Annotated in this window: 15 protein-coding genes; 9 read left to right on the top strand and 6 right to left on the bottom strand. The window is 46.5% G+C overall.

Annotated features, from left to right (window positions below):
• The first annotated feature begins 274 nt into the window (after positions 1–274).
• The 8 genes from gltB (at position 275) to AACQ75_RS02505 (ending at position 11,119) form a co-directional block, all read left to right on the top strand.
• Positions 275–4,738, top strand: coding sequence for a glutamate synthase large subunit (gltB, locus tag AACQ75_RS02540; RefSeq protein ID WP_170889433.1), 4,464 nt, complete (start codon positions 275–277; stop codon positions 4,736–4,738).
• A gap of 18 nt (positions 4,739–4,756) precedes the next feature.
• Positions 4,757–6,169 carry an FAD-dependent oxidoreductase gene (locus tag AACQ75_RS02535; protein ID WP_170889432.1) on the top strand — a complete coding sequence of 471 codons (1,413 nt, stop codon included), beginning with the start codon at positions 4,757–4,759 and terminating at the stop codon, positions 6,167–6,169.
• Between the two features lie 140 nt (positions 6,170–6,309).
• Positions 6,310–6,735, top strand: coding sequence for a DUF1499 domain-containing protein (locus tag AACQ75_RS02530; RefSeq protein ID WP_170889431.1), 426 nt, complete (start codon positions 6,310–6,312; stop codon positions 6,733–6,735).
• Positions 6,736–6,957: 222 nt separating this feature from the next.
• Positions 6,958–7,653 carry a 5'-methylthioadenosine/S-adenosylhomocysteine nucleosidase gene (gene mtnN, locus AACQ75_RS02525; protein ID WP_013856098.1) on the top strand — a complete coding sequence of 232 codons (696 nt, stop codon included), beginning with the start codon at positions 6,958–6,960 and terminating at the stop codon, positions 7,651–7,653.
• 17 nt (positions 7,654–7,670) lie between these two features.
• Entirely contained in the window at positions 7,671–8,624 is a 954-nt protein-coding gene (locus AACQ75_RS02520; RefSeq protein WP_094163208.1) for a cobalamin biosynthesis family protein, read from the top strand.
• Complete coding sequence (gene btuF / locus AACQ75_RS02515; RefSeq protein ID WP_017046527.1) at positions 8,625–9,449, top strand: vitamin B12 ABC transporter substrate-binding protein BtuF; 825 nt, start codon at positions 8,625–8,627, stop codon at positions 9,447–9,449.
• 74 nt (positions 9,450–9,523) lie between these two features.
• Entirely contained in the window at positions 9,524–10,144 is a 621-nt protein-coding gene (locus AACQ75_RS02510) for a TRIC cation channel family protein (protein WP_017046526.1), read from the top strand.
• A 102-nt stretch (positions 10,145–10,246) separates the two neighbouring features.
• Entirely contained in the window at positions 10,247–11,119 is an 873-nt protein-coding gene (locus tag AACQ75_RS02505) for a LysR family transcriptional regulator (protein ID WP_170889430.1), read from the top strand.
• Here the strand turns inward: AACQ75_RS02505 and AACQ75_RS02500 are convergent.
• From AACQ75_RS02500 to secA, 6 genes are all read right to left on the bottom strand, one after another.
• Positions 11,043–11,822 (bottom strand): TSUP family transporter, encoded by a 780-nt coding sequence (locus AACQ75_RS02500; protein ID WP_017047462.1) that lies wholly within the window; start codon positions 11,820–11,822, stop codon positions 11,043–11,045. The genes AACQ75_RS02505 and AACQ75_RS02500 overlap by 77 nt on opposite strands.
• 243 nt (positions 11,823–12,065) lie before the next feature.
• Positions 12,066–15,296: a carbamoyl-phosphate synthase large subunit gene (gene carB / locus AACQ75_RS02495; RefSeq protein WP_017046523.1), complete on the bottom strand. Its 3,231-nt coding sequence runs from the start codon at positions 15,294–15,296 to the stop codon at positions 12,066–12,068.
• A gap of 16 nt (positions 15,297–15,312) precedes the next feature.
• A complete protein-coding gene (carA, locus tag AACQ75_RS02490) occupies positions 15,313–16,452 on the bottom strand; it encodes a glutamine-hydrolyzing carbamoyl-phosphate synthase small subunit (protein ID WP_170889429.1) in 1,140 nt (379 codons plus the stop codon).
• A 482-nt stretch (positions 16,453–16,934) separates the two neighbouring features.
• Positions 16,935–17,744 carry a 4-hydroxy-tetrahydrodipicolinate reductase gene (gene dapB, locus AACQ75_RS02485; protein WP_026027267.1) on the bottom strand — a complete coding sequence of 270 codons (810 nt, stop codon included), beginning with the start codon at positions 17,742–17,744 and terminating at the stop codon, positions 16,935–16,937.
• A gap of 104 nt (positions 17,745–17,848) precedes the next feature.
• On the bottom strand, positions 17,849–18,247 hold the full coding sequence (gene mutT / locus AACQ75_RS02480) for an 8-oxo-dGTP diphosphatase MutT (protein ID WP_026027953.1): 399 nt from the start codon (positions 18,245–18,247) through the stop codon (positions 17,849–17,851).
• 104 nt (positions 18,248–18,351) lie between these two features.
• Positions 18,352–21,078: a preprotein translocase subunit SecA gene (gene secA, locus AACQ75_RS02475; protein WP_170889428.1), complete on the bottom strand. Its 2,727-nt coding sequence runs from the start codon at positions 21,076–21,078 to the stop codon at positions 18,352–18,354.
• A 324-nt stretch (positions 21,079–21,402) separates the two neighbouring features.
• On the opposite strand from secA, the gene AACQ75_RS02470 reads away from it, so the two are divergent.
• Positions 21,403–21,858, top strand: a complete 456-nt coding sequence (locus tag AACQ75_RS02470) for a DUF721 domain-containing protein (protein WP_170889427.1) — start codon at positions 21,403–21,405, stop codon at positions 21,856–21,858.
• Positions 21,859–22,031: the final 173 nt, after the last annotated feature.

Raw genomic sequence — 22,031 nt, 5'->3', positions numbered from 1 at the left:
TTAACAAACTGTAACAACAAAAATTCTATCTCATTGAATATATTATATTAATCTAGATGATTAGGTGGTAAATCCCATTGCAACATGATTTTTCACCAACAACTTGACCTTTTGCACCATAAGCTATAGGTTGTGAAGTCAGTGAAAATTAAAATAATCATTTTTGTTAAAATTTAAATTGAGAATGAACGCATAATTACCCACTTAAAACAACAAAAATAGAATAGTTAGTCATTTACTGTCTGGATGACAGAGAAGCAAAGGGAGAATTGCAATGGCTCTATATGATCCAAGTTTAGAGAAAGACAACTGTGGATTTGGTTTGATCGCCCACATGGAAGGCCAAACCAGCCATAAATTAGTCAGAACCGCGATTTCAGCATTAGATCGTATGACCCACCGTGGCGGCATCGCAGCCGATGGTAAAACCGGTGATGGCTGTGGTCTATTACTACAAAAACCAGATAGTTACCTACGACTCATCGCTGAAGAAAAAGGCTGGAAGCTCGCCAAACAGTATGCGATTGGTATGATTTTCTTCAGCCAAGATCCGGTCAAAGCGCAATCAGCGCGCGATATTATCAACAAAGAACTGGCGCAAGAAACACTCACAGTGACAGGTTGGCGAACCGTACCAACGAACCAAGCTGTACTTGGCCCTATTGCTGCCGAATCCGTGCCTGATATTCAACAAGTCTTTATTAGTGCTCCCGCTGGTTGGCGTGAACGAGACATTGAACGACGCCTTTACATTGCTCGCCGTCGCATTGAAAAACAGATCACCGAAGATCGTGATTTCTATATTTGCTCACTATCGACTCAAGTCATTGTTTACAAAGGCTTGTGCATGCCTGCTGACTTACCGCGCTTTTATCTTGACCTAGCTGATCTACGGATGGAATCAGCCATTTGCTTGTTCCACCAGCGCTTTTCAACCAATACTCAGCCACGTTGGCCACTGGCACAGCCGTTCCGCTACTTAGCGCACAATGGTGAAATCAATACTATCGAAGGGAACCGTCAATGGGCGCGAGCACGGGCTTACAAATTTGCCTCTCCCCTACTACCGGATCTGCAAACCGCCGCGCCATTTGTCAATGAAACAGGTTCCGATTCATCAAGCTTAGACAACATGCTCGATCTGTTTTTAGCGGGGGGAATGGATATTTTCCGTGCCATGCGTATGTTAGTACCGCCGGCGTGGCAAAATCACCCTGATATGGACCCAGACCTTCGTGCCTTTTACGACTTTAACTCAAAACACATGGAGCCATGGGATGGCCCGGCTGGCATTGTGTTATCGGATGGCCGTTATGCTGCTTGTAACCTTGATCGCAATGGCCTTCGCCCTGCGCGTTATGTGATCACCAAAGATAAACTCATCACCCTCGCCTCTGAAGTCGGAATTTGGGATTACGCGCCCGATGAAGTGGCTGAAAAAGGCCGCGTTGGGCCCGGTGAACTGCTGGTGATCGACACCCGCCATGGGAAATTGTGGCAATCTAGTGAAATTGATAACGATCTCAAAAGCCGCCACCCTTATGGCGAGTGGATGAAAAATAACGTCCACCGATTAACGCCATTTTCTGAACTCAGTGACGACTTGGTGGGCGAGCGCAGCTTTAACAATGACGAGCTGAAAACCTATCAAAAACAGTTTGCAATGAGCAACGAAGAGATTGATCAAGTACTGAGCGTACTGGGAGATGTAGGCCAAGAAGCGGTGGGATCAATGGGTGATGATACGCCGATGGCGGTGCTCTCTTCGAAAGAGCGTTTGGTTACCGATTATTTCCGCCAAAAATTTGCCCAAGTTACGAACCCGCCTATCGATCCACTACGTGAAAAGCACGTGATGTCACTGGCCACCAGCATCGGCCAAGAGATGAACGTGTTCTGTGAAACCGATGGTCACGCTTATCGTGTTACCTTTGATTCACCTATCTTGCTCTATTCCGACATGCAACAGCTATTGGAGCTCAGCGACAAACACTATCGCAATACCATTTTAGACATCAATTACGATCCACAGCATAAGGATCTCAAGCAAGCTTTGCTCGAACTTTGCCAACAAGCAGAGGAGGCCGTACGCCAAGGATCGGTATTGATCGTATTGTCTGACCGCGCTTTGCATAAGGATAAACTGCCGATCCCAGCGGCAATGGCCGTGGGCGCAGTACACACTCGCTTAGTCGAAGCCAATTTACGCTGCGATGCAAACATCATTATCGAAACCGCCACCGCACGTGACCCTCATCAATTTGCGGTCTTAATCGGCTTTGGCGCAACCGCCGTCTACCCTTACTTGGCCTACGAAACGCTCGGCAAAATGATTGATGATGGCACGTTGGAAAAAAGCTATCGCGAGGTGATGCAAAACTACCGGTACGGTATCGACAAAGGTTTATTGAAAATCATGTCGAAAATGGGCATTTCAACCGTTGCCTCTTATCGCTGCTCGCAGCTGTTTGAAGCGGTTGGCCTACATAGCGACGTAGTTCAGTTGTGTTTTAAAGGCGTCACCACGCGTATTCAAGGTGCTAACTTCGAAGACTTCCAACAAGATCTATTTAATTTAGCGCGCAAAGCGTGGACCAAACGTAAAACGCTCGAACAAGGTGGCTTATTAAAATACGTGCATGGTGGTGAATACCATGCCTATAACCCAGATGTGGTTGGTACCTTACAAGCCGCAGTTAAATCAGGTGAAAGCGCCGATTACCAAAGCTTTGCCCAGCAGGTCAACGCACGCCCCGTCGCGATGCTACGCGATTTACTGCGCTTAAAAAAATCAGCGACACCGCTAGCACTGGAAAAAATCGAACCCAGTACGGAGCTATTTAAACGTTTTGATTCTGCGGCGATGTCGATTGGCGCCTTAAGCCCAGAAGCTCATGAAGCGTTAGCGACCGCAATGAACCGCTTAGGTGGCTACTCCAACTCTGGTGAAGGTGGGGAAGATCCACGCCGTTTTGGCACTGAACGTAACTCCCGTATTAAGCAGGTCGCATCAGGGCGTTTTGGCGTGACTCCGCATTACCTCACCAATGCTGACGTGCTGCAAATTAAAGTGGCGCAAGGAGCGAAGCCGGGTGAAGGTGGCCAACTTCCCGGCCATAAAGTGACCGCAGAAATTGCCAAGTTGCGCTATTCAGTACAAGGCGTAACCTTAATTTCGCCACCGCCGCACCACGATATTTATTCGATTGAAGATTTAGCCCAGCTGATTTTCGATCTCAAACAAGTTAACCCAAAAGCTTTGGTTTCGGTCAAATTAGTTTCAGAGCCGGGCGTTGGTACCATTGCCACTGGCGTTGCCAAAGCCTACGCCGACCTTATCACTATTTCCGGTTATGACGGCGGTACAGCGGCTAGCCCACTCACCTCGGTAAAATACGCTGGTAGCCCTTGGGAACTCGGCCTTGCTGAAACCCAACAAGCGTTAGTCGCAAACGGCCTGCGCCACAAAATTCGACTTCAAGTTGACGGTGGTCTAAAAACAGGACTGGACGTGATTAAAGGAGCGATTTTAGGTGCCGAAAGCTTCGGTTTTGGCACAGCTCCTATGGTCGCGATGGGCTGTAAATTCTTACGGATTTGCCACCTTAATAACTGTGCGACGGGCGTAGCAACGCAAGATGAAACGCTGCGTAAAGAGTATTTCAAAGGCTTACCTGAGATGGTGATGAACTATTTCATCGGTCTTGCCGACGAGGTCCGTGGTTACTTGGCGCAGTTGGGCGTTGAAAAGCTCACCGATCTGATTGGCCGCACCGATTTACTAGAAGTACTTGAAGGGATGACCGCTAAGCAAAGCAAATTGGACTTATCCGGTTTATTGGAAGCGCCAGTATCGGCTCAGGGTCATCCGCTTTACTGGACTCAACCCAATACACCGTTTGATAAAGGACAACTTAACCAACAATTTGTCGATGACGCTTTAGCGGCAGTTGAAGCACAACAATCGATCTGCTTGTATTACAACGTACAAAATACTGATCGCTCGCTCGGTGCTCGCCTATCTGGTGAAATCGCCAAACGTTATGGTAACCAAGGCGTGGCCGCCTCGCCGATTAAAATTTATCTCGATGGCACAGCAGGTCAGTCATTTGGTGTATGGAACGCGGGTGGTGTTGAGCTTTACCTTACTGGCGATGCCAATGACTATGTTGGTAAAGGGATGGCAGGCGGAAAGCTGGTCATCAAACCCCACCTTGGTACCGCTTTTAACTGCAACGACGCTACGATCATCGGCAACACCTGTTTATATGGCGCAACGGGCGGCAAGCTGTTTGCGGCTGGCAAAGCGGGAGAGCGTTTTGGTGTGCGTAACTCTGGCACTATCACAGTTATCGAAGGCGCTGGTGATAACGCTTGCGAATACATGACAGGCGGAATCGTCGCCATTTTGGGTGCAACAGGCGTTAACTTTGGCGCGGGTATGACGGGCGGCTTTGCTTACGTGATGGATGAAAACGGTGATTTCCAAGGTCGAGTCAATAGTGAATCAGTAGAGGCTATTTCATTGCAAGATCTCTACATTCACCAAGAACATTTACGTGGTTTAATTGCCGAGCATTTGGAAGAGACGGGGTCGGTGCATGCTGAACAGATCTTAGCGAACTTTGATGAATGGATTCCAAAGTTCTATCTCATCAAACCCCAAGCGGCGGATCTGCAAACCCTACTCGGCCATCAAAGCCGCAGTGCCGCCGAACTTCGCGTTCAAGCGCAATAATTGGAAGGAGCCAGATTAATGAGCCAGAACGTATACCAATTTATTGATGTGAATCGAGTTGATCCGGCAAAAAAGCCGCTCACTATTCGCAAAATCGAGTTCGTCGAAATCTACGAACCCTTTACCAAACAGCAAGCGACCGCTCAAGCGGATCGCTGCTTAGATTGCGGCAACCCTTACTGCGAATGGAAATGCCCAGTACACAACTACATTCCGCAATGGCTAAAACTGGCCAACGAAGGGCGCATTATTGAAGCCGCTGAACTATCGCACCAAACCAACAGCTTGCCCGAAGTGTGTGGGCGAGTCTGCCCACAAGATCGCCTCTGTGAAGGCTCTTGTACCCTAAACAATGACTTTGGTGCGGTCACCATAGGTAACATCGAAAAATACATTAACGACAAAGCGTTTGAGATGGGCTGGAAACCAGACATGTCACACGTGGAGTGGACGGATAAGAAAGTGGCGATCATTGGTGCAGGCCCAGCTGGCCTAGCCGCAGCCGATATTTTAGTGCGCAACGGAGTAAAGCCCGTGGTGTTTGATCGCTATCCTGAAATTGGTGGTTTGCTAACCTTTGGTATTCCCTCTTTCAAACTTGAAAAAGGCGTAATGGAAAACCGCCGCCGTATTTTCAGTGAGATGGGCGTCGAATTTCAGCTCAACATCGAAGTAGGTAAAGACATCACACTGCAAACGCTGCTTAATGAATATGATGCCGTTTTTCTCGGTGTCGGGACTTACCAAAACATGCGCGCAGGGCTAGAAAATGAAGAAGCAAACGGTGTTTACGATGCTCTACCCTTCTTAGTGTCAAATACTTATAAAGTGATGGGTTTGGAATCACCCCAACCATTTATTGATATGGCGGGCAAAAAAGTCGTGGTACTTGGAGGCGGAGACACTGCGATGGATTGCGTGCGTACTTCCATTCGCCAACATGCCGCCAAAGTGATTTGTGCCTACCGACGCGATGAAGAGAACATGCCGGGTTCGCGCCGAGAAGTGAAAAATGCCAAAGAAGAAGGCGTAGAATTTATGTTCAACCTGCAACCGCTCGCCATTGAGGTCAATGAACAAGGCCAAGTGATTGGCGTTAAAGTGGTGCAAACCGCTTTGGGGGAGCCTGACGCTGCTGGGCGTCGCAAGCCCGAGCCCGTCGCGGGTAGCGAACATGTGTTGGCAGCCGACGCCGTCATTATGGCGTTTGGTTTTCAGCCACATGCCATGCCATGGCTTGAGCCATTCGGTGTTGAACTTGATCAATGGGGACGCATTAAGGCCGCGTCGCAGCAATCGTTCCAGTACCAAACCAGTAATGAAAAAATTTTTGCTGGTGGGGATGCCGTGCGCGGCTCCGATCTGGTCGTCACGGCGATTGACGAAGGGCGCAAAGCCGCAGAAGGAATACTTGACTACTTAGGTCTTTAAGCCTTAACTGCTTAATATCCTTGAAGGATTCATGGTGACGTGAATCCTTTTTTCTTAGGCCATTTTCCTTCAGCCATCGACACTGCAGCTCGCTTGTATTTTGGCGATTGGTAATGAGGATTCATTTGATAAGGACTATCATGCGCGTAGTACTAAGTTTACTGATGTTTGCCACACTAACCGCTTGCAGCCAAGGAGTGACAACTATGACCGATCGCACTGCGACCCCTTGCGGAAATAAACCGAATTGCGTTTCAACTCAAGATGAGCGTAACGCGTTCTCGCTCTCTCCCTTTATCCTCAAAACAGGCGTCTCTTTAGATAAAATTGAAGCGGTTGCGCTTTCTATTCCCCGCTCTAAAACGGCGGTGAAAGAGGACAATTATCTCCGCATTGAATGCACCAGTCGTATTTGGCGATTTGTGGATGATATTGAACTTAAGATAGAGAACGGACGTTTAATCGTACGATCTGAATCGCGCATTGGTTATTCAGATATGGGCGTCAATCGTAAGCGAGCAGAAACACTGCGAGAAAACCTCACCAAAGCAGGCTTGATTGAATAGTTGCTCAATATCGCACTGGCGGAAAGTTTCGTGCTAAACTTCGGCCAATTTTGCTATACCCAAACAACTTGGAGTTGCAGGTAGACGGCAAGTGAGTGAGTCCCCATGAGCATAGGCAAACTATGTGATTGGGGTGAACGAACGTAGCCAACACCGCTGCGGCTTCAAGTAGGAAGGGTATATTCACCAGATATTTACTATTAACCGAATAAGAGAAACCTCATGAAAATCGGCATTATTGGCGCGATGGAACAAGAAGTCGCGATATTAAAAGACGCAATCGACAATGTTCAAGAAGTCAGCAAAGCGGGCTGCACCTATTTTTCAGGTCAAATCCATGGGGTGGATGTGGTGCTGCTACAATCTGGCATTGGTAAAGTCGCCGCAGCCATTGGCACCACTCTTTTACTTAATGAATACCAACCAGATGTAGTGATTAACACCGGTTCTGCAGGTGGTTTTGATTCAAGCTTAACCATGGGTGATGTAGTCATTTCAAGCGAAGTTCGTCACCATGATGCCGATGTAACAGCATTTGGCTATGAAATGGGGCAAATGGCAGGTCAACCAGCCGCTTTCAAAGCGGATGATGCTTTGATCCGCGTTGCAGAACAAGCACTAACACACATCAAAGATAAGCACGCGGTACGCGGCCTGATTTGTACCGGGGATGCTTTCGTTTGTACCGCTGAGCGTCAAAGCTTTATTCGCCAACACTTCCCAACCGTGATTGCCGTTGAGATGGAAGCTTCAGCAATTGCACAAACTTGCCACCAATTCAAAGTGCCTTTTGTGGTCGTTCGTGCCATTTCAGATGTAGCCGATAAAGCGTCTCCGATGTCCTTTGATGAATTTTTACCGCTTGCCGCACAAAGCTCATCAGAAATGGTGATTAAGATGGTCGAACTGCTTAAGTAAGCAGTGACAGACTCAACATGGACGAGTTAATCACCTACTTGTATGCCAACGGTACGCTCCTCGTTATGTGGGGAGCGGTTGCCTTTCATCTTATTTTACCCATCCCACGTAACGCTCATCCCGTCACTTTGTGGCGAAAATTTGCGGAAATATTAGCGGATAAAGTCAATACCAGTAGCAGTTATTCACAAAGCCTACTTTCCGGCACACTGGCTTGGCTATTGATGTGTCTACCCGCATGGGTCACCTTAGTCGCGTTAAAACCTTTGGTATGGCAACCTCAACTATTTGATTTAGCGCTACTATTACTCGCATTTGATTGGCGTAGCCAAGAATTATTAGCCAATCAGCTTATCGGTGCACTCAGCAAAGAAGACAAAAAATACGCTCGCAGCGTACTTGCCCCTTTTGTGAATCGTGAAACCGATAGCTTGTCAGCGCTGGGGTTAGGTAAGGCGGGGGCTGAAACCGTCATTATTGGCTATGGGCGCAACGTGATCGCGGTGCTGTTTTGGTACGCCTGTCTTGGCGGTATTGGCGCGTTGATGTACCGTCTCATAGCTGAACTCGCCAGAGCTTGGGCGCCTTCGCGAGCGGCGTTTCATCCTTTTGGTATTCCATCGGTACGCTTGCTGGCTGTGCTTGACTTTGTGCCACTGCGCCTATTTAGCCTATTGATTATCATTGGTCGCAACGCATCAAACACCTTCTCAGCCATGTTACAACAAAGCCGCTTATGGCCACTCCCGGGGCCTGCATGGCTGTTAACCGCCGTCGGCAATAAACTATCACTGGCCTTAGGTGGCCCAGCTATCTACGGTGATAAAAAAGCCCTGCGCGTAAAAATAGGCGGACGTATCGCCCCATCAGCCTTCCACCTTGCGCAAATCCAAAAACTGTTAGCTTGGCGTATTTTCGCGTGGATAGCATTAGAGAGCGCGATACTGCTGCTCGTCCATCAAGGATTTTAGATGCGTTTACTGTTTCTCAATATTGTCGTCACGCTGTGCGTAGCTTTTCCAGTTCAAGCGCAAGTTAAACGCATCATTAGCTTAGCCCCTCATGCCACGGAATTGGCCTTTTCGGCTGGCCTTGGTGATAAATTGGTGGCCGTCAGCGAGTACAGTGACTACCCAGCACAAGCACTCAAACTCGAAAAAGTGGCCAATTACCAAGGGTTGAATATAGAACGCATTCTTACCCTAAAACCGGATTTAGTGATTGCTTGGCCTGCGGGCAATCCGGCGAAGGAGCTCGATAAATTAGAGCAGTTAGGGCTGAGGATTTATACGACAAAAACTCAAAAACTCGATGACATTGCCAATAATATTGAAGCACTTAGCCAATTTGCCGATGATCCGAGTATCGGCCAGCAAGCGGCGCGTGATTTTCGTCAATCACTCATCACTCTGAAACAGAGTTATGGCAGCCAAAGTAAAGTTCGTTATTTCTATCAACTCAGTGAAAAACCGATCATCACACTGGCCAAAGGCAGTTGGCCCAGTGAGGTCTTTGAATTTTGTGGCGGCGAAAATATTTTTGCCAACAGCGCATCCCCCTACCCTCAAGTTGGGATTGAGCAAGTGCTGCTGGCTAAACCTGATGTAATTTTCACCTCTGAACATGCGATAAAAAATGGCACGATGTGGCAAAAGTGGCAACAGCAACTACCCGCTGTACAAAACGGGTTTGTGTGGGCACTGACCTCAGATTGGTTAAATCGACCAACGCCCAGAACACTGCAAGCGATAGAAGAAGTGTGTGAGTACTTTTCCGTCGTTCGCCAAAAACGCTAACGCTTGCGTAATAAAATCTCGTACAATTCCTGCCCGAATTTTGTTCCATTAACGACTAAAGAGAACCCAGTAACATGGACTCCATGCTGCTCTATCTTATTGACTTATTTGGTACGGCTATCTTTGCCATTTCTGGCGTATTATTAGCTGGTCGATTAAAAATGGACCCGTTTGGCGTGGTCGTGCTTGCGAGCGTTACTGCAATTGGCGGTGGAACAATTCGTGATATGGCATTGGGTGCGACGCCAGTTTTCTGGATAAAAGACACCACTTATCTTTGGGTCATTTTCATCACTTGTTTACTCACCATGCTGCTGGTTCGCAGGCCTAAACGCGTTGCTTGGTGGATCTTACCCGTTTGTGATGCAATCGGTTTAGCCGTGTTTGTTGGCATTGGTGTTGAAAAGGCGATGAACTATCAAGACTCGGCCATGGTTGCGGTAATCATGGGCGTTATTACTGGCTGTGGCGGCGGTATTATTCGTGATGTACTGGCCCGTGAGATTCCAATGGTGCTACGCAGCGAAGTCTATGCTACAGCTTGTATCATCGGCGGTCTGTTTCATACCACAGCACTGGCGATGGACTACGATAGCTCAAGCGCCTTTCTGGCCGGAGTCGCCTCAACCTTGATCATTCGACTTGGCGCGATCCGCTGGCACTTATCACTGCCCACTTTTGCACTGAATAAATAAAGCCGATCTCATCAAAACCACAAACAGTAACATGTACAGACGCTATGGGTTATGGTCGCTTTGCGATAAGATGAGCTAATCTATTCCTCATCGTCATTAATTATGTTGCTAGAAGGTATCGAAACTTTGCTGGTGCTGAGCAAAGAAAAAACCATGGGGCGTACGGGCAGCCTACTCTACATTAGCCAGTCCGCCGTTAGTAAGCGGATTGCTAATTTAGAAAAAAGGGTCGGTAAAAAGCTGATTGAGCCTGATGGCCGACAGATTAAATTAACCACAGATGCACAGGCCTTGGTTGAAACTATTGGCCCAAGCTTTAGTGAGTTATGCGGTTTAATTTTCGATCAGCAATCTTTTACGGATGCCACACTGATCAGGATAGACTGCTCAGAAACGTTAGTCGCTGGCTATATTAATACCACCATGGGGCAGTACCTCAAGCACGATAAGTTCATCACCATCACCACGAACCATACGCCGAGGATTGTTCAGCACGTTCAATCAGGCAAAGCGACATTAGGATTTTGCGCAGGCTACTTACCCGCTAATCATGGGCTAATGACGTTTCATCTGGTAGATGAACCCTTTTACATTGTCAGCCGAACGCCCTTATCTTCGTTACCTAAACAGCTCGTTACCAATGATTTATCCAACCCAGCGAACGCCTATCAAGTCGATATATTGGCGAAACTCTCCATCACGCCGCAGATGGAAATGGATTCGTATACGGCCGCAGCACAATTGGCATTAGGAGGCATGACGCCTGCTTTAGTACCACTTTCAGTGATTAAAGCGCTGAACATTGAACCTCGCTATTACTTTGATTTTGATGAACTGCAATCTTTAGTTCGACCTGTTCATCTCTGTCTGCGCAGCAATAGTTATCGCTCGCCAAGGGTCAAAAGATTGATAACAACCATTGCTGATGCTGTTGCCAAAGAAGTTTTATTGCCATTAACATCGACATCACAATAACTAATGGGCGGATCCATTTCTGCCCTTTAGTCACCACTATCTTTGCGCCCATTCTCGCCCCTAAAAAACCACCGACGGCCATCACCAGCCCTATCTTCCAAATCGGCAAGCCAGCAATAACAAAAAAAAGCAGCGCAGCAATGTTTGAAGTGAAGTTGAGAACCTTGGTTCTTGCAGTCGCTTCAATCAACGAAAAATGACCTAACACGACAAAACAGACCGTAAAAATAGACCCGGTGCCCGGACCGAAAAAACCATCATAAAAGCCGATACCAAAACCGACCGTAAAAGCAAAAGCCGTTTCAGACAATGGAGCAGGCCCATTGTGGGTTTTCGTCGCGGGTGCAAGTAGAAAATAAAGTGAAATGCCGATCAGCAACAGCGGGATTAAGCTGGTCAACAAACTGGCATCCATATGCTGCACAAGTTCAGCCCCACACGCAGCGCCGATAAAAGTACAAGCTATCGCCAACTTCATCTCTTTTAGGTTCACAATGCCATTGCGTACAAAATACCAAGTGGCGGAGAAACTGCCAAATGAGCTTTGTAGCTTATTGGTAGCCAGCGCTTGAGTCGGTGGCACGCCTACTGCCAGCAAAGCCGGCAAAGTAAGCAAACCGCCACCGCCAGCCATCGCATCAATGAACCCTGCAATCCCTGCAACCAAAAACAACAGGCCTAATACTTCCAGTGAAAGTTCCATTTCTTATCAACGCATTGAACAATAAAAACCAACAATAGCACCACTTAAAAGGTGAAAACAGCGAAAGCCAAGACAACAACCCATTCCCATTTTTCATCAATTAAAAAGCTATCCTCTAGGCCAAATCTCTTCTTCATTGGTAAAACGATTCAATTCGGCCGAATAAAAAAAGCCCGCTTAATTCAGCGGGCAATGAGGTTGTCATGTAGGTCTTAGACCTACTGATTTATTATTTTTTAACGCTTATGCTAAGTGTGCTTTCACTTGCGCGTGTAACTCTTGCACTGACGTAACTGATGACTTCGCATCGGCCGTATGAGACATACAGGTTGCAAAGGCAGCATTCAGTGTTGTGGTGTAGTTGACTTTTTGTGCTAATGCTCCACGACGAAGAACTTTAGAATCTTCAATCGCTTGACGCCCCTCGGCTGTATTAATGATGTAGGTGTATTCATTATTCTTAATACGGTCAAGAATATGAGGGCGACCTTCATGCACTTTATTCACCAAACGTGGGTTAATACCGGCTTCACCTAAAATTACAGCTGTACCGTGGGTAGCATCAAGCTGATAACCTAATTTCACCAGTTTCGACGCTAAATCAACCACACGCTGTTTATCACCTTCACGTACAGAGAGCAGAGCTCGGCCACCTTCAGGATAAACATTACCGCAACCTAATTCCGCTTTTGCATAAGCTTCAGCAAACGTTGCACCCACACCCATCACTTCACCCGTTGAACGCATTTCAGGGCCAAGCAGTGGGTCAACACCAGGGAATTTATTAAATGGCAGAACCACTTCTTTCACTGAGTAGTAAGGAGGAATGATCTCTTTAGTAAAGCCTTGTGACTCTAGAGACTGCCCTGCCATCACGCGCGCGGCAATTTTGGCAAGCGGTGCGCCCGTTGCTTTTGACACAAACGGTACAGTACGAGCGGCACGAGGGTTAACTTCAATCAGGTACACTTGATTATCTTTAACCGCAAACTGCGTGTTCATCAAACCACGAACGCCTAATTCAAACGCCAGCTTCTCAACTTGTTCACGCATCACATCTTGGATTTCTTGGCTTAACGTGTAAGCCGGTAGAGAGCAAGCTGAGTCACCAGAGTGAACACCCGCTTGTTCGATGTGCTCCATGATGCCGCCAATGACGACACGCTCACCATCACAAATCGCATCGATATCGACTTCAATTGCATCATCGAGGAAGCGATCAAGCAGTACTGGGGATTCGTTAGACACACTGACCGCTTCGTTAAAGTAACGACGCAGATCTTGTTCGTCATAGACGATTTCCATCGCGCGGCCACCAAGAACGTAAGACGGGCGTACCACCAGCGGGAAGCCGATGTCTTTCGATTTTTCAATCGCCTGTTCCATTGTGGTCACTGTTGCGTTTTCTGGCTGCAGCAGACCTAAACGATCAACCGCTTGTTGGAAACGCTCACGATCTTCGGCGCGGTCAATCGCATCTGGGCTAGTACCAATGATAGGCACTCCAGCAGCTTCAAGTGCACGAGCCAATTTCAGTGGTGTTTGACCACCGTATTGCACGATGACGCCTTTAGGTTTTTCAACACGAACAATCGCCAATACATCTTCGAGTGTCACTGGTTCAAAATAGAGGCGATCGGAAGTGTCATAGTCTGTTGAAACCGTTTCAGGGTTACAGTTAACCATGATGGTTTCATAACCATCTTCGCGTAGCGCGAGTGAGGCATGAACACAACAGTAATCAAACTCGATACCTTGACCAATACGGTTTGGACCACCGCCGAGCACCATGATTTTGTCTCTATCGGTCGGTTGTGCTTCACATTCGTCATCATAAGAGGAGTACATGTAAGCCGTATCAGACGAAAACTCCGCCGCGCAAGTATCGACACGCTTGTAAACCGGATGAATATTATATTGGTCACGCATACGACGAATTTCACTTTCAGCCACGCCAAGCAGTGAAGAGAGACGCGCATCCGCAAAACCTTTGCGCTTCATCTTGCGTAGAACATCCGCATTTAAGCCAGCAAAACCACCCGCTTTGACTTCTTGTTCCATTTTGACCAGTTCTTCGATTTGTACCAAGAACCAGCGATCAACGTTAGTCAGGTTGAAGACCCCATCCACTGACAAACCAGCGCGGAAAGCATCTGCGATATACCAAATACGCTCAGCACCCGCTTCTTTCAGCTCATGGCGAATTTTAGTCAGTGCATCTGGCGCGTCTAAATCAACCATTTCGTCTAGGCCGTTTACGCCAATTTCCAGCCCACGCAGTGCTTTTTGCAGCGATTCTTGTTGGTTACGACCAATCGCCATCACTTCGCCCACCGACTTCATTTGCGTGGTTAAGCGATCGTTAGCACCGGCAAATTTTTCGAAGTTAAAGCGAGGGATTTTCGTCACAACATAATCAATAGTTGGTTCAAACGACGCTGGGGTTGCACCACCAGTAATGTCGTTCATTAACTCATCAAGTGTGAAACCTACCGCCAATTTGGCCGCAACTTTGGCAATAGGGAAACCCGTCGCTTTCGATGCAAGAGCCGAAGAGCGAGAAACACGTGGGTTCATCTCGATGATCACCATGCGGCCATCTTTCGGGTTGATACCAAACTGTACGTTCGAACCCCCCGTTTCCACACCGATTTCACGCAGTACGGCTAGCGATGCGTTACGCATGATCTGATATTCTTTGTCAGTTAGCGTTTGCGCAGGAGCTACCGTGATCGAGTCACCCGTGTGAATACCCATTGGGTCAAAGTTTTCAATCGCACAGACTATGATGCAGTTGTCCGCTTTATCGCGAACCACTTCCATTTCGTACTCTTTCCAACCGATGAGTGATTCATCAATCAACAACTCGTTGGTTGGCGAAAGATCAAGGCCACGGCGGCAGATCTCTTCAAACTCTTCTTTGTTGTAAGCGATACCGCCGCCGGTTCCCCCCATGGTAAATGAAGGGCGAATAATGCAAGGGAAACCCACCATCTCTTGAACGCGGTAAGCTTCTTCCATCGTTTTTGCCGTATCAGCGCGAGGACAAGCTAAACCGATTGACTTCATCGCTTTATCAAAGCGAGAACGATCTTCCGCTTTATCAATCGCATCAGCCGTTGCGCCAATCATCTCAACGCCAAACTCAGCCAGAACACCATGCTTTTCCAGTTCAAGTGCACAGTTCAATGCAGTTTGGCCACCCATGGTCGGTAATACCGCGTCTGGGCGCTCTTTTTCGATGATTTTACGCACTACTTCCCAATGGATAGGCTCAATATAAGTCGCATCAGCCATCTCTGGGTCAGTCATGATAGTGGCAGGGTTCGAGTTAACCAAAATCACTCGGTAACCCTCTTCACGCAGGGCTTTACATGCTTGAGCGCCAGAGTAGTCAAACTCACAAGCCTGACCGATTACAATCGGGCCAGCACCTAGAATTAGAATACTTTTAATGTCAGTACGTTTTGGCATTGTCTACTACTCCGAATTACGCTGTGTGCTTTTTAATTAGTTCAATAAAATGGTCAAACAAAGGGGCGGCATCGTGCGGGCCAGGACTCGCTTCAGGGTGTCCCTGAAAGCTAAAGGCTGGCTTATCGGTGCGGTGAATTCCTTGTAGTGAACCATCAAATAGCGATTTGTGCGTTGCACGAAGTGTGATAGGCAGCGTTGCTTCATCAGCAGCAAAACCGTGGTTTTGTGCCGTAATCATCACCACATTACGATCCAAATCTTTCACTGGATGGTTCGCGCCATGGTGGCCAAATTTCATTTTTACTGTTTCTGCACCAGACGCCAATGCCAAAATTTGATGTCCTAAACAGATGCCAAAAATAGGCAGTCCTTTCTCTAAGAACACTTTGGTTGCTTCAATCGCATAAGTACATGGTTCTGGGTCGCCAGGGCCATTTGATAAAAAGACACCATCAGGTTTCAGCGCTAGAACTTCTTCAGCCGAGGTTTGTGCTGGCACCACAGTTAGGCGGCATCCTCGGTCAACCAACATACGGAGGATATTGCGCTTCGCGCCGAAATCGTAGGCAACAACGTGATAGGGCAACTCGCTGTCATCTTTCGCTTCAGGAAGTCCACCTTCGAGCGTCCACGAACCTTGTTTCCATTGGTACGCTTCTTTTGTTGTAACTTCTTTCGCAAGATCCATTCCTTTTAAACCGGGGAACTCTTTGGCTTTTACCAGAGCCAATGCTTCATCTAAATGGTCACCTGCCATAATGCAGCCATTCTGAGCTCCTTTTTCACGCAAAATGCGCGTTAGCTTTCGCGTATCGATATCGGCAATGCCCACGATATTTTGTGATTTAAGGTACTCAGAAAGGGAAAGTTGATTACGGAAGTTAGAAGCGATAAGAGGGAGATCGCGAATCACAAGGCCTTGTGCATGGATAGAAGAGGATTCTTCGTCTTCGGAATTGGTTCCGGTATTGCCTATGTGGGGGTAAGTAAGAGTAACGATTTGTTGAGAATAGGAAGGATCAGTGAGGATTTCTTGGTACCCCGTCATCGAGGTATTAAAGACGACTTCACCAACGGATATTCCATCAGCGCCAATGGATACACCGTGGAACACCGTCCCATCTTCTAGGACTAACAGTGCTGACTTACTCAAGACAACCTCCAGAATAAAAATGCAAAAAATATAAATTAAACTGCAAATCTGTCTTCCTTAAGGCCATAGAGTCGCGCCATAGGGTGATTTAGACAAATTGGCGGTATTCTAATGACCACCATGATTACTGTCAACATTTCATAATAAATTAAAGCAACATTTAAAGCGTTAGAGATAAAAATCGAACCTAAGACAGCAAAAAGATAGGTTTGATGAGTAAAAAAATGAGAATGGAGGAATTAGAATCAGCAAACTGAAACTCTTTGATGCATTTTAAACAATCAACGATAAACAAAATCACGCAAACGTTAATCAAGCAGAGAATAAGTGCAATTTCAGAGATCTAAAACAAAAAGAAAGCAATACCAACTAAAAATACAACAAAAGTAAGTCAGTAAAGTGAAAATAAAGAGAGATAATTAAATCGGTAAAAAGAGGTGTAACAAAGATGCGCCAGCAAACACTGACGCATAATTATGTAATCAAAGATCGTTCAAACCTAACACGTCAGTCATGCTATAAAAACCCGCAGGTTTATCAGCAAGCCAAACCGCCGCTCTCACTGCACCATTGGCAAAAGTCATACGATCCGTCGCTTTATGGGTGATTTCTACACGTTCACCGATATCAGCGAACATCGCGGTATGCTCACCCACGATATCGCCAGCACGAATCGTAGCAAAACCAATCTCATTTTTAGTACGTTCACCGGTAATACCTTCTCGCGCATAGACGGCAACGTCACTCAGTTGGTTGCCCATAGCATTAGCAATCGCCTCTCCCATGCCAATTGCGGTTCCTGACGGAGCATCCACTTTATGACGATGGTGGGCTTCAATTATCTCAATATCACAGTAATCACCCATCACTTTAGCCGCTTTTTCAAGCAATTTGAAAACAAGGTTAACCCCAACGCTGTAGTTAGGAGCCATGACAATCGCAATCTGTTGTGCGGCAGCATTGATTTGTGCTCTTTCTGCTTCAGAAAAGCCCGTTGTGCCAATCACTAGCTTCTTACCGTGTTTTTTACATAACTCAATATTGGCTAAGGTGCTCACAGGAGCTGTAAAATCAATGATGACATCGAAGTTATCTACGGCATTCTCTAGGTTATCCACCAACGCGATATCAAATCGCCCTTCACCGCATAACTCACCGATATCAACACCAACCAACGAGGACTCAGGACGCTCTGAGCCCGCACCCACTCGAGCATGGTTATTTTGATAAGTGGCTTTCACCAAATTGCGGCCCATTCGACCCGCCGCTCCTGCAATCGCAATTCTCACCATTGCGTTATTCTCCATTGTGACGACATCAGCTTAAGCTTGCATCGTTTCTCTTCGTTCAAGGTGTTTCTGTAAACTATCAACATTTGCTTGTGGTGGCTAGCGACTTAGGCAAACTCTTTCATGACGCGCTCGACGATGGGCGCATTGGCTTCAGGAAATGAATAGTTTGCCAACTCAGAAACCGCTACCCATTCTCCTTGCTGCCCTTCTTTACCATACGGCTGATGATCAAATTGTGTCACGCAAATAAAATCAAAAGTTAAGGACTTGTCTGAATAGTCAAACTCAAGGTATTGGTAAGGAGATTGCTCAGTAATATGAATACCAATCTCTTCATCTAGCTCGCGGAAAATGGCTTGTTCAATCGTTTCTCCCGCTTCAACTTTGCCGCCAGGGAACTCCCAAAAACCGCCTTTGTGAAGATGATCTGGTCGTTTGGTAATGTAAATTTCTGATTTATCGCTATTGAAGATAATAGCCGCAACAATATGAACACGTTTCATAAAGACTCCGATTCGCCGACTTCCCAACCTAGAAAAGAAAGATGAGAAATATTGAGTTAAAAAAAGAGTCGCCTAAGCGACTCTTGGGGTGATCATTTAAGGGATCAGTTGATCTGTCCGTGGCACTGTTTGTACTTTTTACCGCTACCACAAGGGCAAGGCTCATTACGACCAACTTTGCGCTCTTCACGAACCATAGACTGGTGTCCTTGATCTTCAGAAGCTTCATCTGCAACCGAACTATCGGCACTTTGGTGCTGGAACTGTTGGCGACGCGCGGCTTCTTCCGCCTGCGCTTGACGCTGTGCTTCCATACGTTCAACTTCTTCTTGCTGCTGTACGCGCACCTTCGACAAGATAGTAATCACATCGGTTTTTAAAGAATTCAGTAGTTCTTCAAACAGCTCAAACGACTCACGCTTGTACTCTTGTTTTGGGTTTTTCTGCGCGTAACCACGTAGGTGGATGCCTTGGCGCAAATGATCCATCGCCGCTAGATGCTCTTTCCACAAGGTATCCAGAGTTTGTAGCATGACCGATTTTTCAAAATTACGCAGAACAGAAGCCCCAACCGCTTTCTCTTTTTCACGATACACACTAACCGCTTGTTCAAGAATACGTTCGCGCAGCGCTTCTTCGTACAATTTATCATCAGCATCTAGCCATTGCTGTAATGGCAGCTCTAAATCAAAATCGTTTTTCAAACGATCTTCCAATCCTTTAACATCCCACATATCCTCAAGTGATTGTGGCGGTATGTATTCGTCAATAACGGAAGTCAGAACATCTTGACGATTCTGCTCAATCATTTCGCTGATATCGTCTGCTTCCATGAGCTCATCACGCAGCTCATAAACTACTTTACGTTGATCGTTAGCAACATCATCGTATTCAAGAAGCTGTTTACGAATATCAAAGTTACGTCCTTCGACTTTACGTTGCGCTTTTTCAATCGAGCGAGAAAGCATCTTACTTTCGATCGCTTCACCTTCATCCATACCACTTTGGATAAGGCTTGCCATACGATCTGAGGTGAAGATACGCAGCAGTGAATCTTCCATCGATAGATAGAAACGTGAAGAACCCGCATCCCCTTGACGACCAGAACGACCACGTAACTGGTTATCGATACGACGAGATTCGTGACGTTCAGTACCAATAATGTGCAGACCACCAGCGGCTAACACTTGGTTATGAACCTCTTTCCACTTAGCTTTGATCTCATCGATCTGCTCTTGTGTTGGATTCTCTAGCTGCTCAATTTGTGCCTGCCAGCTGCCGCCCAATACAATATCAGTACCACGACCAGCCATGTTAGTCGCAATCGTCACCGCGCCCGGAATACCCGCTTGCGCTACAATTTCTGCTTCTTTTTCATGGAATTTCGCGTTAAGCACGTTATGTTTCACTTTAGCTTGCTTCAACGCATTAGAAAGTAGTTCAGATTTCTCAATCGAAACCGTACCGACTAGCGTTGGCTGACCTTTCGCAACACGCGCTTTGATGTCTTCAATGATCGCCGCAAATTTTTCAGCTTCAGTGCGATACACCACATCAGGCATATCATCACGAACCATAGGTTTATTGGTTGGGATCACCACGGTTTCCAAACCGTAAATCGATTGGAATTCGAACGCTTCGGTATCGGCAGTGCCCGTCATACCAGAAAGTTTTTCGTATAAACGGAAATAGTTTTGGAAGGTGATCGACGCAAGAGTCTGGTTCTCGTTTTGGATTTTAACACCTTCTTTCGCCTCGACAGCTTGGTGTAAACCTTCAGACCAACGACGACCTGGCATAGTGCGGCCAGTGTGCTCATCAACGATGACCACTTCGCCCTCTTCTGTCACGATGTAATCAACGTTTTTCTCAAATAACACATGCGCACGCAATGCGGCATTGACGTGGTGAAGTAAGCTAATGTTCGTGGGTGAATAAAGAGTATCGCCCTCTTCCATCAAACCATTTTTCACCATTAACTCTTCAACAAATTCTTGACCCGTTTCAGTCAAATGAACTTGTTTTGATTTTTCGTCAACCGTGTAGTGACCATCACCACGATACTCTTCAGAATCTTCTTTATCTTGCTTTTGCAGAAGTGGAATGAGGGTATTAATGCGGATGTACAACTCAGAACTATCTTCTGCAGGACCTGAGATGATCAACGGCGTTCGCGCTTCATCAATAAGAATCGAGTCCACTTCATCGACTACGGCAAAGAAACGTTCACGCTGTACACGATCTTCTTTACGGAAAGCCATGTTGTCGCGTAAGTAATCGAAACCAAACTCGTTATTGGTCCCGTAAAGAATATCGGCTTGATAAGAAAGTTTTTTCTCTTGTGGTGGCATATTGGGTACGTTAATACCGACCGTCATGCCTAAAAATTCAAACAGTGGGCGGTTTGTTTCTGCGTCACGTTTAGCAAGATAATCGTTGACAGTAACAATGTGCACGCCTTTGCCAGGCAAGGCATTGAGATACGCAGGTAAAGTCGCGGTTAACGTTTTACCTTCACCAGTGCGCATTTCTGCGATTTGACCCGCGTTGAGAACCATACCGCCGATCAACTGTACGTCGAAGTGACGCATACCATATACGCGCTTGGACGCTTCACGCACGGTGGCAAATGCTTCAGGAAGTAATTGGTCTAAGGTTTCACCTTGCTCTAAACGTTGACGAAACTCAACCGTTTTGGCTTTTAATTCTTCATCAGTTAGTGCTTCAAAAGTAGGCTCGTAGTTGTTGATCTCTTTGACAATTTTTTTAAGGCGGCGCAGCGTTCTGTCATTGCGACTGCCAATAACCTTTGTCAGTAGCTTAGTTATCATGTGTCAGGAATCTCTCTTTATTAGATCGTTTTCGATCTACTCTTAATGCCGTCAGTCTCTACCAGTTTTGAACTAAGGATACTGAGATAAATCATGTATCACAGATATTGTGACGGTGAGGTTTATTTTCAAGGTATTAAATAATTATGTAACGCATAGTGTAAGGAATTTTTGCGGCAACAACCAATAGCAAAACTATTTGTTTGAAGCACACTTAATATTTTTACGCTTTTTGAGCACTGTTTAAGCAATAACATGGATTTATTACTATACGCATCATAGGCACCACAATAGAATTGAATGGCAACTTAAGAGGGAGACACCATGCGCGATCACCGTCCCACGTTAACGAAAGAGCTGATCAGCGATTCATCTCTGAAAAAAATACAGCAACATGCCACCGAGATCCTCGCTTTAAATAAAGTGCTCAATAAGTTGCTTCCTAAAGGAACGGCCGATCATGCCCGAGCCGCTAATGTGCGCGGTGGTCACTTAATCGTTGAAGTGGCCAGTGCATCAATAAAAATGAAGCTTGATTATGACCGATTACACATTTTGAATCAGTTACGCAACCAAGGATTTGCCAAATTGATCAGCATTGAGCTCAAGATAAACCCAGCGCTCTATCGTAATCGTGGTATGAAAGAAGAAAAAGAAACGGTCGCTCGCCCACCACTATCTGAAAATACGGCGCAAGCATTATTGATGGTGGCGAGTAGCGCTTCCCCTAAAGTCAAAAAACGTTTGGAAAATTTGGCGAAATTGGCTAGGCCCAAATAAGCGTCATCAATGAATTAGTACAAATAAAAAGGCCAGACAGTTGTCTTAATGCCGTTCACTTAAGAGTGAACGGCATTTTTGTTCTTAGCATACCGTTGTGGTCTAGGCTTAACTGTTCTAGGGAATGTTCTTTCCCTTCGCCCTTCAAGTATTAAGCTTTCAGCCATGTTGTG

Source organism: Vibrio sp. B1-2 (assembly GCF_963888445.1).
Lineage (GTDB): Bacteria > Pseudomonadota > Gammaproteobacteria > Enterobacterales > Vibrionaceae > Vibrio > Vibrio anguillarum.
Note: the sequence above shows the minus strand (reverse complement) of the source record. Positions and strands in the feature narration are given on the sequence as shown.

Coding starts and splice junctions, on each gene's coding strand:
- AACQ75_RS02470 (WP_170889427.1), top strand. CDS start 21,403: ATGCGCGATCACCGTCCCACGTTAACGAAAGAGCTGATCAGCGATTCA.
- AACQ75_RS02505 (WP_170889430.1), top strand. CDS start 10,247: ATGTTGCTAGAAGGTATCGAAACTTTGCTGGTGCTGAGCAAAGAAAAA.
- carB (WP_017046523.1), bottom strand. CDS start 15,296: ATGCCAAAACGTACTGACATTAAAAGTATTCTAATTCTAGGTGCTGGC.
- mtnN (WP_013856098.1), top strand. CDS start 6,958: ATGAAAATCGGCATTATTGGCGCGATGGAACAAGAAGTCGCGATATTA.
- AACQ75_RS02520 (WP_094163208.1), top strand. CDS start 7,671: ATGGACGAGTTAATCACCTACTTGTATGCCAACGGTACGCTCCTCGTT.
- gltB (WP_170889433.1), top strand. CDS start 275: ATGGCTCTATATGATCCAAGTTTAGAGAAAGACAACTGTGGATTTGGT.
- AACQ75_RS02510 (WP_017046526.1), top strand. CDS start 9,524: ATGGACTCCATGCTGCTCTATCTTATTGACTTATTTGGTACGGCTATC.
- AACQ75_RS02535 (WP_170889432.1), top strand. CDS start 4,757: ATGAGCCAGAACGTATACCAATTTATTGATGTGAATCGAGTTGATCCG.
- dapB (WP_026027267.1), bottom strand. CDS start 17,744: ATGGTGAGAATTGCGATTGCAGGAGCGGCGGGTCGAATGGGCCGCAAT.
- AACQ75_RS02500 (WP_017047462.1), bottom strand. CDS start 11,822: ATGGAACTTTCACTGGAAGTATTAGGCCTGTTGTTTTTGGTTGCAGGG.
- AACQ75_RS02530 (WP_170889431.1), top strand. CDS start 6,310: ATGCGCGTAGTACTAAGTTTACTGATGTTTGCCACACTAACCGCTTGC.
- secA (WP_170889428.1), bottom strand. CDS start 21,078: ATGATAACTAAGCTACTGACAAAGGTTATTGGCAGTCGCAATGACAGA.
- mutT (WP_026027953.1), bottom strand. CDS start 18,247: ATGAAACGTGTTCATATTGTTGCGGCTATTATCTTCAATAGCGATAAA.
- btuF (WP_017046527.1), top strand. CDS start 8,625: ATGCGTTTACTGTTTCTCAATATTGTCGTCACGCTGTGCGTAGCTTTT.